The sequence below is a fragment of the Cognatiyoonia koreensis genome (assembly GCF_900109295.1).
In the GTDB taxonomy this organism is placed as follows: Bacteria; Pseudomonadota; Alphaproteobacteria; order Rhodobacterales; family Rhodobacteraceae; genus Cognatiyoonia; species Cognatiyoonia koreensis.
Genome location: NZ_FOIZ01000002.1, coordinates 29,255 through 44,320, shown reverse-complemented (window position 1 = coordinate 44,320; position 15,066 = coordinate 29,255). Strand labels below are relative to the sequence as shown.

12 protein-coding genes and 1 pseudogene are annotated in these 15,066 nt (G+C 57.2%); 2 read left to right on the top strand and 11 right to left on the bottom strand.

Translation table 11 applies throughout. From position 1 onward, the window contains the following. Positions 1-6 precede the first annotated feature (6 nt). Positions 7-1,413: a cytochrome ubiquinol oxidase subunit I gene (locus BMY44_RS11925; protein WP_089995037.1), complete on the bottom strand. Its 1,407-nt coding sequence runs from the start codon at positions 1,411-1,413 to the stop codon at positions 7-9. A 208-nt stretch (positions 1,414-1,621) separates the two neighbouring features. Here BMY44_RS11925 and uraH point away from each other — a divergent pair. Beyond that, positions 1,622-1,981, top strand: a pseudogene (gene uraH, locus BMY44_RS11920) (hydroxyisourate hydrolase). Here uraH and BMY44_RS11915 read toward each other — a convergent pair. From BMY44_RS11915 to BMY44_RS11870, 10 genes are all read right to left on the bottom strand, one after another. After that, a complete protein-coding gene (locus BMY44_RS11915; protein WP_089995034.1) occupies positions 1,978-3,438 on the bottom strand; it encodes a malonate--CoA ligase in 1,461 nt (486 codons plus the stop codon). The pseudogene uraH and the gene BMY44_RS11915 sit on opposite strands and share 4 nt — an antisense overlap. Next, entirely contained in the window at positions 3,435-4,424 is a 990-nt protein-coding gene (locus BMY44_RS11910) for an aldose epimerase family protein (protein WP_089995032.1), read from the bottom strand. Before BMY44_RS11910 ends, BMY44_RS11915 begins: the two co-directional genes overlap by 4 nt. After that, positions 4,421-6,325 carry a beta-galactosidase gene (locus BMY44_RS11905; RefSeq protein ID WP_089995029.1) on the bottom strand — a complete coding sequence of 635 codons (1,905 nt, stop codon included), beginning with the start codon at positions 6,323-6,325 and terminating at the stop codon, positions 4,421-4,423. Before BMY44_RS11905 ends, BMY44_RS11910 begins: the two co-directional genes overlap by 4 nt. A gap of 46 nt (positions 6,326-6,371) precedes the next feature. Continuing rightward, positions 6,372-7,193: an SMP-30/gluconolactonase/LRE family protein gene (locus tag BMY44_RS11900; protein WP_089995025.1), complete on the bottom strand. Its 822-nt coding sequence runs from the start codon at positions 7,191-7,193 to the stop codon at positions 6,372-6,374. Then, on the bottom strand, positions 7,190-7,795 hold the full coding sequence (locus tag BMY44_RS11895) for a 2-dehydro-3-deoxy-6-phosphogalactonate aldolase (RefSeq protein WP_089995022.1): 606 nt from the start codon (positions 7,793-7,795) through the stop codon (positions 7,190-7,192). The genes BMY44_RS11900 and BMY44_RS11895 overlap by 4 nt, the downstream gene beginning before the upstream one ends. Continuing rightward, the gene (locus BMY44_RS11890) at positions 7,796-8,686 is read right to left on the bottom strand and encodes a 2-dehydro-3-deoxygalactonokinase (RefSeq protein ID WP_089995019.1); all 891 of its coding nucleotides are present in this window, start codon (positions 8,684-8,686) and stop codon (positions 7,796-7,798) included. It abuts the gene before it with no gap. Further along, the gene (locus BMY44_RS11885) at positions 8,683-10,746 is read right to left on the bottom strand and encodes an alpha-galactosidase (RefSeq protein WP_207510579.1); all 2,064 of its coding nucleotides are present in this window, start codon (positions 10,744-10,746) and stop codon (positions 8,683-8,685) included. The genes BMY44_RS11890 and BMY44_RS11885 overlap by 4 nt, the downstream gene beginning before the upstream one ends. A 113-nt stretch (positions 10,747-10,859) precedes the next feature. Continuing rightward, positions 10,860-11,708 (bottom strand): carbohydrate ABC transporter permease, encoded by an 849-nt coding sequence (locus BMY44_RS11880; RefSeq protein WP_089995016.1) that lies wholly within the window; start codon positions 11,706-11,708, stop codon positions 10,860-10,862. A gap of 14 nt (positions 11,709-11,722) precedes the next feature. After that, on the bottom strand, positions 11,723-12,664 hold the full coding sequence (locus tag BMY44_RS11875) for a carbohydrate ABC transporter permease (protein WP_089995014.1): 942 nt from the start codon (positions 12,662-12,664) through the stop codon (positions 11,723-11,725). Between the two features lie 144 nt (positions 12,665-12,808). Beyond that, entirely contained in the window at positions 12,809-14,065 is a 1,257-nt protein-coding gene (locus BMY44_RS11870; protein WP_089995011.1) for an ABC transporter substrate-binding protein, read from the bottom strand. A 194-nt stretch (positions 14,066-14,259) separates the two neighbouring features. On the opposite strand from BMY44_RS11870, the gene BMY44_RS11865 reads away from it, so the two are divergent. Further along, positions 14,260-15,066: an IclR family transcriptional regulator gene (locus tag BMY44_RS11865; RefSeq protein WP_089995008.1), complete on the top strand. Its 807-nt coding sequence runs from the start codon at positions 14,260-14,262 to the stop codon at positions 15,064-15,066.

Below are 15,066 nucleotides of genomic sequence, written 5' to 3'. Positions count from 1 at the left end.
CTTCCGCTACTCCGCCGGTATCGCGCGGGCTTCGGCAGCACCCGAGCCGGGCACACGCTGTTCGATCTTCTTGCCATGGGCCGCGCGGCGGGCGAGGTAGAAGATACACCCGACATAGGCCCCAAGAAGGATCGCATATACGACAAGATAGGCGATCAGCGTGGACAGAACCATCGGGGCGGGGACGTCAGCAACCGCTTGCTTGGTGGTCATGACGCCCTGAACAAGCCAAGGCTGGCGGCCGATCTCGGTTGTGTACCAACCGGCGAGCGTTGCCAGCCAACCGCTGAAGCTCATCCCGACAAGGGCGAACAGCATGACTTTCGGCAGGCCTTCGACACCACGGCGTTCACCGGTTTCCTTGTTTCGGCGCAACAGCATCCACGAGGCCGTCCAACTCAGCAGCAGCATCGCCATGCCAGTGCCCACCATCACGCGAAACGACCAAAAGACAGGGGCTACACGCGGGTGCATGACTGTGCCGTCCTCGGCCACGAATGCGTCCAAGCCTTTGATCTCACCATCCCAAGTATGGGTCAGGATATAAGACCCTAGGTTCGGAATGCCGATCTCATAACGGTTTTCACGCGCTTCATCGTCCGGGATTGCAAACAGGATCAAGGGAACGTTGCCGCTAGTTTCCCAATGCCCTTCCATCGCCGCAACCTTTGCAGGCTGGTACTCTTTGGTGTTCAGACCATGCATGTCACCGACGAAAATCTGCACCGGGATTAACAGGGCTGCGGCAAAGACCCCCGTACGCAATGCGACGCGCACGCCTTCCGTACGTCCGCCAATAAGCCAGCGGAATGCGCTGACACCGGCGATCAGGAAGCTGCAGGTCAGGAAGCTCGCCAGCACCATATGTCCAAAACGATACGGCATGGACGGGTTAAAGATGATCTCGGACCAGTTGGTCGCATAGGCGACACCGTCAATCATTTCAAAGCCTTGCGGTGTATGCATCCAAGAGTTCAGTACGATGATCCAGAACGTCGACATCAGGGTTCCGAACGCCACTAGAAAGGTGGCACCGGTATGGAGCCAGCGCGGCACCTTGGAAAAGCCAAATAGCATGATTCCAAGGAATACGGCCTCAAGGAAGAAGGCAGTCATGATTTCATAAGCCAGAAGAGGCCCTGCAATATTCCCGACGGTTTCCATGAAACCGGGCCAGTTTGTCCCGAACTGAAAGGACATGGTGATGCCGGACACAACGCCCATTGCAAAGGAAAGCGCAAAGATCTTGACCCAAAACTGATAGGCTTCCATCCAGCGCGCTTCACCCGACCGGTTGTAGCGGATGCGGAAGTAGAAAAGCAACCATCCCAAGGCGATCGTGATCGTTGGGAAAAGAATATGAAACGAAATATTGGCCGCGAACTGAATGCGCGAAAGTAACAGGGTTTCCATCTGATAACGCCTCCTTTGGGGCGATTCATTGCTTGATCCAAATATAGGCTGGATTCTGCACCTGCAAAGTAAGGTGCGACAGCAAGGCGCGCCCAGTAAAATCAACGCTCTAAGAGCCTTCTCTTATCAGCGGTTTACAGGCCGTTCCTCTCGACTACTGCGACCGGCTGCCGCTTCCTGTGGACGACTAAAAGAAGGGGGCGGGCCAATGACTGATGGATTTCTGACGACACATGTCGTGGACCCCGTGCGCGGCATCCCGGCGGTTGACATGAAGATAGATCTCAACCGGATCGAAGGCGATGCCTGGACCCATCTTGCGACAAAATGGACCAATTGGGACGGGCGCATGGATGAACCCATTCCGCCGGTCGGTGACTTCGGCGTCGGTAAATACGAATTGCTGTTCTACGCGGTTGCGTGGTTTGACTAGAACAGCACGTTTTCAGGCAGTCCGAGATTTCCTGACAAAATTCCGATCCGCTTTGGTATTTCCGACAAGGGCAACCACTATCACCTGCCTTTGCTGGTCTTGCCTTTCAGTTTTTCGACATATCGGGGGAGCTAGGAAAGAAATACGTCAGCGTAGGTATCGCGCAGCACATTCTTTTGCACTTTGCCCATCGTGTTACGCGGTAGCGCGTGAACAAGGATGATCTTGCGCGGTTGTTTGAACCGCGCAAGCTTGGCAGCGATCACGGCACGCAGGTCATCCAGATCAAGCGGGCCATCGGCCACGACGATGGCCACGACGCCTTCACCCAGATCGGCATGCGAAACACCGATTACAGCGCTTTCCAAGATACCGGGCTGGTCGTCAATGACCTGTTCCACCTCTTTGGGATAGATATTGAACCCGCCGGAAATGATCAGATCCTTGCCGCGTCCGACAATGGTGACGTATCCGTCTGCGTCAACAAAGCCGAGGTCACCAGTGATAAAGAAACCGTCCGATCGCAGCTCCTGTGCGGTTTTGTCAGGCATCTGCCAATAGCCCTTGAACACGTTGGGGCCACGCACCTCAATAACGCCGATGTTACCTGTCGGCAGCACCTCACCGGTTTGCGGGTCGCAGATTTTCAGCTCTACGCCGGGCAGGGGCAGGCCGACGGTCCCTGCCCGACGCTCACCGTCATATGGGTTGGATGTCGACATATTCGTTTCGGTCATGCCATAGCGTTCAAGCACCCGATGCCCGGTTCGCTTTTTCATACGTGAATGGGTTTCTGCCAGCATTGGGGCAGATCCTGAAATGAACAACCGCATGTGTTTCGTGAGCGCGTGGTCAAAACGGGCGTCCTGCAGAAGGCGGGTGTAGAATGTCGGCACGCCCATCATACTTGTCGCCCGCGGCAGATGGGCAATCATCTGGTCTATGTCAAACTTCGGCAAGAAAATCATGGACCCGCCGGTCAGCAGTGTGATGTTCGTCGCGACAAACAGGCCGTGCGTGTGAAAGATCGGAAGCGCGTGCAACAACACGTCGTCCTGTGTGAACTGCCAATAGTCCGTCAGCACACGGGCATTCGACAGCAGGTTGTCCTGTGTCAGCATCGCCCCCTTGGACCGCCCTGTCGTTCCAGAGGTATAAAGAAACGCGGCCAGATCATCCGGCAAGCGCGCTGCTACCTCGGTGCAGGGTGTTGCGTGATCCGCGTTCAGGGCGATGACCTGCGGGGCAAGTCCGGCATGCGCTGCCGGGTCATCGCTGACAAAAAGCTTCGCGCCGCTGTCTTCGACGAAATAGCGCAACTCGTCCGTGGTATAGGCAGGATTGAGCGGTAAGAAGATCACACCGCGCTGCATGCACGCTGCATAAACGGCAAGCGCGGCAGGTGATTTCTCAGCGCGCAGGGCAAGCCGATCCCCGACACCCAGCCCCTTTTCCACAATCATGCCAGCAAACCGGGCGACTTGCTCCATGAACGCACGATAGCTCTGCGTCGATCCGTCGGCGAGGTGCAGGAACGGCGCGTCATTCGTGACGTGCGGGGCGAACAGGGCGTCAAATAGTGGGTTGGTCATGCGTTTGGTGTAGGGGGCTTTGCACTTTTGTAAAACGAGAAACGGGTCGTTTGCTGATAGGGCGTATCCGGCGTCACGCGGATTGATGGGAAGGTCGGGTTGTTGGGCGCGTCGGGCCAGCCCTGCGCCTCGATTGCAAGTCCTTCATAGTTCGCGCGCGCGGGCCGCATGGCATCGCGGCCATCATAGATCTGAATGCCGGGCTGATCGGTCGCGACCGTCATGCCAACACCACTGCTACCTTGGAGTGTCAGCACATCGCGAACGGGACCGCGCGAGCCAGACAAGCAGAAATTGTTATCAAGCGGCGGGTTTTCAGGGCTGATTTGGCGCAACTGCCGAAAATCCATCGCAGTATCCTCGACATCTGCGATCTCTCCCGTTGGGTAGTTTTGCGGCGTGGCCGGCAGAAAACTGTCGGCATGGATTTGCAGGCGGTGTCCGTCCCAGGTATCGGTCCCATCAAAGTTCCAATAGCTGTGATTGGCAAAATTCATGAGCGTTGGCGCATCCGTTTTCCCAGTTACCGTCAAGGTCAAGGTGGCAGGCTTGGAAACTGCGAAAGTCGCAGTAATCTCGCGATTGCCGGGCAGACCGCATGCGCCGTCGATCAGAATGCAGCGCAAAGTCACTTCTGTCGGGCTGGACGCAAGCACTTCCCAGTTACGGCGGTGCGTGGCTTGCGCGCCGGAATGAAGATGGATCGCCCCATCCTGATTGCGTTCAAGTTCATACATCATCCCGTCGATCAACACCCGTGCGGTGCTGATGCGGTTGGCGATGGGTCCGATCAGGCTCCCATGATGGCGCATGTCGCTCTCATAATCCGCGATGCTGTCTGAGCCCAGCGTCAGCGACCGGTCAATACCTGCAAGACGCACGTCCTGTACAATGGCCCCCCATGTCAGCAACGAAACAGTCAGGTCGCCTGACGCGATGGTCAGTTGGGCGACGTCATCACCTGTGCTGGTCGTCCCGAATATCACCCAAGGGGTTCCCAATGCACACCCGCAGGGGGGATCGTCGCACCCCGCCACGTTAGTGGTTCGGGCGCGTAGTTGAAAACAAAGCGATGGGTGCCTGTGTCCCTGACGCGCAGCCCATCAGGAAGGTCATGCGTTGTGATACCCGCTTCGTCGCAAAGCGCACGAATAATCTGATCAAAGGTTTCATCATCGGGCCAACCGCCAAGATAGCGTAGATGAACGTTACCCATGATGGCGGGAAAGCCGGCTTGGGTGCGGCGGAATACCTCAGCCTTGCCTTCCAGATGCTCGAACCAGTGCAGAAATCGGCCACCATCCTGCAAGGCGATCTCGTCTGTTGGTGGGATGCTTTCGGTCAGCGCAGCGGTAATATCAACGTCCGGCAGGTTCGGACCCATAGGCGTCGGGATCGAAAGTTCATCCGTTTTCGTATCCGTCCGCGGGCCGATCAAGGCTGTGCCCTCGAACGTGGAAAGTGCGGCACGCACCGGATCGCTCAACCGCATCAGCCCGGGGGCCAACACCAGCTTGTAGCCGCCAAGGTCGGACACATCGGGGGGCAGGATATCAATGGAAAGACCGGCCCTGCGCAGTGCGCGATAAGCGGCGAAAGCGAGGCGGAACATGTCGAAATCAGCACCTTGTGGCTGCGTGTCCCACGCCCAGGCGCTTTCGTAGTCAAAGATCAATGCAACGGGCGATGCTGCCGCTTCAACATCCGGCAGATCCAGCAATTCGGTCGCGACCTGACGTGCCTCGGCAAGGGCGGGTGCGTCGGCGCTGTCAGGACGCAAAAGACCTGCGTGCATCTGCTCTTGCGCAAACGGGGCCTGCCGCCAGCGGAAATAGCAAACGGTTTCGGCACCATGGGCAAATGCCTCCCACGCCCACAGACGTGCCATTCCGGGCAGGGGGGCTGGGTTGTAGGGTGCCCAGTTTACCGGTCCGGGTTGCTGTTCCATCACCCACATCCGCCCTTTGCCGACAGCGCGGTAAAGGTCATGGTGGAAAGCCTGATTGTCAGGATGACCTTGCCGTAAGAAGCGCTGCTTTTCCGCTGGCGTTCCTTCAATGCGGTCCGACAAAAATCCGATCGGATAACTGTCCCATGACGCGATATCCAGATCTGCACCGACAGCCCAGTGATCAAAGGTCGTGATCCGTCCCATGTAATTGTGAACAAGCGGGGCATCGGTGTACTTGCGCAGCACATCCGCCTGAATTCTGTTGAAGGCGACCACCTGATCACTGGCATAACGCCGAAAGGCCAGCACATGCGCGGGGTTGGGTTCTGTCACCGTCAGGTTTGGCAATTCGATCTGATCGAAGCGGTCATAGTCCATTGACCAGAACACATTCCCCCACGCGCGGTTCAGCGCGTCGGTCGATTGATAGCGCTGGGCGCACCAATCCTGAAAACCGGCCCGTGCGGCTTCGGAATAGGACAGCGTCGTATCATGGCAATCGTATTCATTGTCGATCTGCCAAGCGGCGATGTGCGGATTCTTCCCATAGCGTTCACCCATCGCACCCGCGATACGGCGACATTCAGTGCGATAGCCCTGATGACTGAAATCGTAATGACGACGTGATCCAAATTTGCGCACCCTCCCGTCGGTATCGACAGGCAGCATGTCAGGCATTTCATCGACCAGCCATCGCGGCGGTGTCGCGGTTGGCGTGCCCATGATGATCTTCAGCCCTGCAGCGCCAAGCGTTTGAACAGCGCGGTCAAGCCAGTCCCAAGCAAATTGACCACGGCTCGGTTCGATGCGTTGCCACGCAAATTCGCCGATACGCACCCATGTCAGACCAGCCTCAATCATGCGCGCAGCGTCGTCTGCCCATTGGGTTTCTAGCCAATGTTCAGGATAATAGCAGACGCCAAGAGTTCGTTTCATATCTGTTTCAATCACTTCTGCTGAAGGTCAGACCGCGTGCGAAAGGCTACAAGATCACGCGATGTTCTGCCTGACCTGTGTACTTGGTTTCGACGACAAAGGTCTTGCCCTGATCCGGCCCGTCGACGCCATTAGCGGCTGAGGTGCAATAAAGCGTTGTCAGATCAGGGCCACCAAAGGCCGGGCAAGTCGTCTGATCAGCCGGAAAGCTGAAAGCTTCGATGAAGCTCCCATCCGGCGCATAGCCCGCGATACGCCCCGCGCCCCACTGTGCATTCCAGAGATTGCCATCGGCATCGACGACGGCCCCATCGGGGCGGAAATCAGTGCCGGTCAAATCAATATGCAACTGGGCGTCGCCGTCCGGCCAGCCGTCCGGGTCCAACGCGACGCGCATGATCTGCTGCGTGGGTGTATCGGTGAAATAGGCCGCCCGGCCATCAGGTGCGAAGCAAATCGCGTTGCTAATGGTGATCGGCGCAAATAACTGGCGCAGCTCACCCTTGCAAAAGCGATAAATTGCTCCTGCGTTTTCCTCGGCGTCGATCCCCATGGTGCCGATCCAGAAACCACCCTGCGGGTCGGCGCGTCCATCATTGGACCGGGTGACCGGATTTTCGGCTTCGAGTGGACAAACAGGCGTCATGGCACCGCTGCTAAGATCAAACCGCGACAGCGCTGTGGCTGATGCCACAAGCAAGGTATCTCCATCGACCCAACCAGCGGCAGAGACATAGTCGTCGCACTGCCAGTGCCGGTTTGCGCAGTGCAGCCGTTTGCCAAGAATATCAAACCAGAACAGCTCTTTGCGAAGGGGATGCCAAAGCGGTCCCTCGCCAAGCGCACAGATCGTTGCGTCAAATATCATTGCACTGCCTGATCATAAGCGGCGACAATCGCCTTTGCCTTGCGCGATACGTCCTCAGGACGATCGCCGGGTTTGTAAATGGCGGAACCGATCCCGAATCCGTCAGCACTTGCCGCGATCCACTGCGCAAAATTCTCAGGACCTGCCCCTCCAACTGCATAAACCAGGGTTCCGGGTGGCAGTACGGCACGCATCGATTTGACGCCATCAGGTCCAGGGATGCTCGCAGGAAATATCTTCAGCCCATCTGCGCCCGCCTTGAGTGCGGCAAAGCATTCTGTCGGGGTCATCACGCCGGGCCAGCTTTGCATGCCGGCGGTCTTGGTCGCCACAATCACCCGCTGATCGCAGTTCGGCGAGACAACCAGTTTGCCACCGGCCTGTGCAACACGGCCCACATCATCTGTCGATAGGACGGTGCCAGCACCGATCAGCGCGCGATCACCGTAGGCTGCGGCCATTGCCTTGATGCTGTCGAAGGGGTCGGGGGAATTCAGCGGCACCTCGATGCGGTTGATACCCGCCTCAAGGATTGCAGCGCAGATGTCAGTGGCTTCTGGCGGGGTCACGCCCCGGAGGATCGCGATCAATGGTCGAGACATCTATAACTCCCTGAAGCGGCGATAGGCAGCGGTCAGACCTGCCAGCGTGGCGCGGTCTCCATCTGCCTGGGTGGCGTGGACGCCTTGTGTGGCCAAGGCATCAACATAGCGTTTTGAAAGCGTGCTTGCGCCCACTACGGCGACCTGCTGACCCAGCCAATAGGGTTTGGTTGCGGCCAATTCTGCCCCGATCAATAAACCGGACAGACGTGCACGGGCGGTTTCATTCGCCAGCCCGTGCAAAAGACCCTCAGCACGGAGCGAAAAAAGACGTGCGGCAAGCTTCTCGGGCTTGGAGATCACATCGTCAAGTCCCTGCGCGAACCCTTCTTCGTCCCAGCCGCTGCCGATTGAGTGTTTCAACACCGTGTGTTCAGAAATCGCCGCAAACAGATCGCCGGTCATGGATGTCTGGAAACTAACGACCTCACCAGCGCTGACATGGGCCCATTTCGTGTGGGTGCCGGGCAGGCAGATGACGCCATCCCATTTGGGATTAAGCGCAAGAAAACCTGCGATCTGGGTTTCTTCGCCGCGCATGACGTCTGCCGGACTGTTCTGGCGCAGGCCGGGAATGATATTTACAGACAGGTTCGCATGCGTCGTCGGGGCTGCAGCAAACCGATCGGGCGTCGCAGCACAGGGGACGGTTGCATAAGGCGCTTCGGTCCATCCCTGACGGCTGCCGACCATGCCACAGGCAATCACCGTCGTCGTTTCGCTGATCCAACCGTCCACCAACGCCAGCAGCGCTGGTTCGAAACCATCCTTTGAAAGCTTGCCCATCCCGTCGTCAGATTTCGCCGCCGCAAGAACAGAGCCACTTTGCGACATCGCCCAGACCCGCAGGTTCGTGGTGCCCCAGTCTGCGGCGATCCAATCCGGGGTCATAGGCGCTCACCCTCGATGACCCACATCCGTTCGGGGAACGACCATGGCAGTGTTACACCGGTGCGCATCAGATACGAACCCGACAGGTCAAGCGCTTGTGTCTTCAATGCAGTTGTGCCGCGCGACAGATGCGATGCGGTTTCCCGGTTCGCAAGACTGATGCGATAGGTGGCATTGGGATCAAGTTCCGTCAGGCGCAAAGGGCGCGGTGCAATCTGTGCGGACGTCGCTGCCTTGCCGGCGAACACGACAAAGCGGCTTCCGTCGCGAGCAAGCTGCTGCTCGGCGATGACAGCTGGGTCGGCACTGTCCAGTCGCAGGATATCCGCCTGATACATCCAGTGCCGGTGGTGCTTCCACCAGCTCGTGATTTCGGTCAGCACGCGCGCTTCATAGTCAGTCAATTCACGCGGATCCATCTCGAACCCCATATGACGCTGGGCTGCGACCCAAGCACGAAACGAGATATCAAGGACCCGGCCCGAGGTGTGACAGATACGCGGACCAACGTGCGATCCGGTCACAGCAAGCGGCAGGAACAGGGCGGCATCGTGCTGGATGCGCAGACGCTCGAGTGCATCATTGCTATCCGACAGCCAGACACGTTGCGTACGCGCCATGATGCCAAAGTCGATCCGTCCGCCACCAGAGGCGCAGCTTTCGATCTCAACATGGGGAAAATCGGCGCGAAGCCGGTCAATCAGCGCATATGACCCCCGGGTCTGTGCGGCATCCGGCATGGGCAAGACCCGGTTATGGTCCCACTTAATATAATCGATGTCGGTTTCGCGCAGGATCTTTGACATTCGGTCATAAAGAAAGTCGCGCACTGCGGGCAACGCCATGTTCAGCGCCTTTTGCTGACGGCCTAGTGTCTGGTCTTCCGATCCAAAAACCCAATCAGGATGTGCACGGTGAATATCGCTGTCTTCGTTAATCATCTCCGGCTCGAACCAGATACCAAACGTCATGCCCAGCGCGTGGACATGCTCGACAAGCGGTGTCAGCCCGTCCGGGTATTTGCGCGGGTCGACCTCCCAATCGGACAGGGATCTGGTATCGTCGTCGCGGTTGCCAAACCATCCGTCATCAAGCACGAAACGTTCAGCCCCCAGCGCGGCGGCGCGGTCTGCAATTTCTCTCAGAACGGGCAGTTTGTGATCGAAATAGACGGCTTCCCAGCAATTGTAATGCACGGGGCGTGGCTTGCCTGGCTTGGGCCAAGTAACGATCCGGTCACGCAGATGGCGCTGGAAGGACGTGGCACAACCGTTCAGGCCGGTGTCTGAATACGTGATGTAAAGAGGTGCTGTCTTGAACTGCGTAGCCGGTGCCGTTTCCATACGGGCGGCATGTCCGAACTGGATCTGCCGACGGCCATCCTGAAGCTCTTCGGCGATCATCTTGTGACCACCCGACCAGCCGTAGTGAAAACCGTAACATTCGCCCTGCGTGTTCGTCGTGCCAATGCAAGGGATCAACAGTCCGGGGAAATGTTCGTGACCAGTGCGACCGGTGCGATTTTCGCGATAGCGCATTCCGGCCGACCAGGCAGTGCGAGACAGCTGGAATTCACCACACCAGCGGCCAGATACATCGATCATCTCATCCGATTGCTGCGGTGCGGGCAGGACAGGGGCCGAAAGCCAGTGCAGATGTACGGGGCGGGTCGCATCCAGCGTGTGCTGGCAGGTGATCATGTGCGATTGCGTATCGACCGAAAACAACGCAGTCAGGGTCAGCCCGTTTTCCTTGTCGGCATAGACCAGTTCCAGCGTCCCGTTCTGTATCGCGCTTTCCAGACAGAACTTCGGCAACAACGGTGTGCCGTCTGTATCGCGCACGATCAGGCCGGGCTGTCCGGGAAAACTGCGGATCGCTTCCGGACAGATGGACAAATCTGGGTTCTCGTCAAGCATGCCGCCCGTGACATCAATGACATGTGCGGCCATCACCGTGTACAGGTTTTCATCCGCCGGGAGCGTCGCGCCCCAATAAACGACTTGTGCCAGCCGGTCGTTGACGGATGCAAGGACAAGGGTCTGCCTGCCATCATCCATGCGCCAGACATGCGGTACGGGTGCACCGCTTGAGGACGCTTGTTTCATGGCAGTGCTTGCAGTGGCATCTGCCCCTGCGTCGGTGAGCCGTGTCGTCATAAATGTCGGTCCGTCTACTTCACTGCGCCAAGTGTCAGGCCAGCGATAAAGTGTTTTTGCATCAGAAAGAACATGGCCACAGGTGGCAAGGCTGCCACGATCGAACCTGCACTCATCAAATGATACGCCGCGCGGAACTGGGAATTAAAGCTGGTAATCCCGGCCGTGACGGGTTGCGCATCCGGACCTTGGGTCAGGACGACTGCCCAGAAATAGTCATTCCAGATAAAGGTGAAAATCAGCACCGCCAATGCAGCCAGTGCCGGCTTCATCAACGGCAGGACGACGAACAGAAAAATGCGCCATTCGGCCACTCCTTCGACCCGTGCGCTTTCGATCAATGGAAAAGGCAAGGCGCGGATAAAATTGCGCATGAACAAGGTGCAAAACCCCGTCTGAAACGCAATGTGAAAAAGAACGAGCCCGAGCTTGGTGTCATACAGGTTCATGCTGACAGTCAGATCGCGCACAGGGACCATCAATATCTGGAATGGCACGAAGTTTCCTGCGATGAACATGAAAAAGATCAGCAAGTTGCCGCGGAATTTGTAAACGCCCAGCGCAAAGCCGGTCATGCTCGACAAAACGATCGCCCCGATCACCGTTGGCACCGTAATCAGCACTGAATTCAACAGATAGCGCGGCATGTCCGATTCAAAAAAGACCTTGCCGTAGTTGGTGAATAATTCGAACGAGGATGGCATGCCCCAAAAGTTGCCAGCGACGAAATCACCATCGGGCTTGATGGAAAACAGCATCACTGCAAGCAGGGGGATAAGCCAGATGAAAAGCGCTATCGGAAGGAAAACCTGATAGGCGACCTGTCGTCCCCCGGAAAGCTGCTGAATCGGTCTTGGAAACATGTGCCCGGCCCCCCTTAACGCGCGGCCTGCTCGTCACGCCACATCGAATACAGAAAGTAAGCGATGAAGCCGAGCATGATGAAGAAAAGAACCACAGCGATGGCCGCGCCATAGCCCATGCGGAAGCCGAATTCGGAAAGGCTTTCCTCGAACATGTAGAATGACAGCACACGTGTCGATCCGAACGGGCCGCCGTTCGTCATGACCGCGATAAAGTCAAATGACCGCAGCGCACCAATGATCGTCACCACAAATGCAATGAAGGTGGCGGGTTTGAGTTGCGGCAGGATGACAAACCACAGCATCCGCCAGCCCTTTGCCCCGTCCAGACGTGCCGCTTCGACCTGTTCGGGGTCAACAGCGTTTAGGCCGGTCAGGTAAAGGATCATGCAGTACGCTGTTTGTGGCCACAGACCTGCGGCAATGATTCCGTAGGTTGCCGTATTAGGATTGCCGAGCACGCCGCCGCTGATGTCGATTCCGACAAGGCCGACAATCTGGTCGAAGGCACCGTTGTTCGGCAGGTAGAACCAGCTGAAAACAAGGCCGACAACGACCTGCGAAATCACAAACGGAAAGAAGAAAAGCGACTTGTAAAGCCGGATACCAAAGACTTTCTGGTTCAGGAACAAGGCGATGAACAGACCCATCGGAATGGCCAGAAGGTACAGGACCAGCCACCTGATGTTGTTCCAGAAAGATACCTGAAATTTGCGATCCATGTTCTGGTCGCCTATCCCAAGCAAGCGTTCATAATTTGCTGTGCCGACCCAGGTCTTTTCGCCAAGCCCGTCCCACTGGTGGAAACTGATCCAGAAGGACTGACCGATCGGTATGATGACGTAGAATGCAAAAAACAGCACGGCCGGGAGAAGGAACAGCCACGGCGTAATCGCAATCTCGTTGCGCTTGTACCAACCGCGTGTTGCAGGGGCATTTGTTGTCAAGACGGCCATGGCTTTGCCTTTCCGGTGTCAACACATGCGAAAAAACCAAAGGGTTCTTGCGGATGCGTTGTGGGTCCTGGGCGTGTATCCTGCCCTGATTAACAGGGCGGGATTTGATGCCAGGCGGGCCAAAGCCAGCCTGGCATGCGTGTCTTAGTAAACGCGCTGACGTGTCTCTTCGAGGCGTGTCAGGATGTCTTCCAGATTGTCCGGGAACACCATGAATTCCTGCAGACCTTCCATGCCAACCGACGCCATTTCGGCGGGGAAGTCACGGTCAAAGAACTGCATAATGCCGCCGGTTGCGTTGTTTGACAGCATCTCAAAGCCTTCCTGAATGAACTTGTCATCAGAAACGGAGGCTTGGGCGTTCACAGGCAACTGCCCGAGATTGTCGCCGTTGTTGATCTCTGACTGAACTTCAGGCGACGTCACATAAAGCAGGAATGCCTTTGCCGCATCGACGTTCTGTGCGCCAGAAGCGATATGGAACGTATCTGTAGGCGCATCTTCTGCAGGTGCAACATCAGGGTTGATCGTTGGGAACTGGTAGAAGTCCAGCTGATCATCGGTCAGACCACCATCACGGAACGCCGCGACAGAGAAGTTACCCATCAGATAGGCGGCCGCTTCGCCGTCAACCATGAATGGCATCGCTTCCTGCCAGCTGTAGGACTGGTGGTCGTCGATGAAGGCACCCATGTCGATCAGCTGACGCCAGTTGGCGAATGTCTGACGCACGCGGTCATCGGTCCACGGAACTTCACCATTGGCCAGCTGGATATGGAAATCATACCCGTTCGTGCGGCTGTTGATGTAGTCAAACCAACCACCGGCTGTCCAAAGGAACTTGGAACCGATCGTGTAGCACTTGCGGCCAGAGTCGAGGATGGCCTGGCAGTTTGCCAGCTCTTCTTCCCATGTGGTTGGCTCGGCAAGGCCCAGCTCTTCGTAGATGTCTTTGCGGTAATAGACGCCCCACTGGTAGTACGTGTAAGGCACGCCCCACTGCTTGCCATCAAGGGTCATTGCACCCTTGGTCGAGGCAAGATCAGCCATGGCAGGATCTTCCCAAAGATCGGAAACATCCATGAACAGACCAGCATCCACATACGGTGACATGCGTGTAGCGGCATACCAGTTCACCACGTCTGGCGGGTTCGCGCTCAGTGCGTTGCGGATTTGCGTCTTCCACGCTTCACGGTCAACGATTGTCAGGTCAACTGTCAGCTCCGGATGCATCGCATCAAAGTCGGCAGCCAGTTTTTCCATGACGGCCCGCGGTGCAGGGTTCGACATGTCGGAAATAATGCGCAGTTCGCCAGAAAGGCTGTGCCCTTCAGCAGCTGCAGATGTCGCTACGCCAGCAGCAACAATCGCCGCGAACGACGTCTTGAGAATGGAATGCATGTTGTCCTCCCTAGGTGCTTCCATAGTGTAACCAAGCCCACCCGAATATTCTCTCGGAAGTCTCATTATGTGAAACTTGGTTTTGGATGTTGATACTAAAGCGCGACTCGCCTAAGAATGTCAACATGCCTCGAAGTTTAATCGCGCCGCTCAAACGCGCAATGAACGATTGAAACGGGGCGGGGAGGAACAGCATGGCACGCGGCGCTGGCGACGGCACGGTCGGAAAGGCTCTGGAGGTCCTGGATCAGGTCGCCGAGTTCGGTCGCCCCGTGCGGTTTGCAGAACTTCTGGCCGACAGCAACTTTCCCAAACCCACGCTCTACCGGCTCTTACAAACACTGACGAGCCAGGGGATGCTGGCCTTTGACCCGGATCGCAACACGTATTCGCCAGGCGCGCGCTTGATGAAATTTGCCCATGCCGCGTGGTCGCAGTCTACCCTTGCCCAAGTGGCCAGCCCGCATGTGCAATTGCTCAGCGAAGCAACCGGGGAAACTGTCCATCTTGCACAGCTTGATAGCGCGCAGGTCCTTTATCTTGACAAACGAAATGCCCGCCAGCCGGTCGAAATGTACAGCCAGGCAGGCAAAATCGGCCCTGCCTACTGCACTGGCGTCGGCAAAGCGATGATCGCCTTCCTGCCCGAAGATGAGGCTGCGGACGTGATCGGTCAGCAGTCGTTTCATGTCTTTACGCCAACCACGCTGGCCACGGCCGATGCCTTGCAGGAGGAATTGGTCGATATCCGTGCCAACGGATACGGGTTCGACCGCGAGGAACATGAACCCGGCATCATCTGTGTCGCCATGCCGATCCTGAGCGAAAGCGGCCGTGTGCTTGGCGCGCTTTCGGTGACAAGCACGACGCAGCACACCAACCTTGCTGGGCTGGAACAGCAGGTCCCGCATTTGCGCAAGGCCACAAACGCGATCGCCCAAGCCGCCAAACGGTGGTCCTTTCCGGACCATCATTCTCAAAAAACAACTACAGGGATCTGA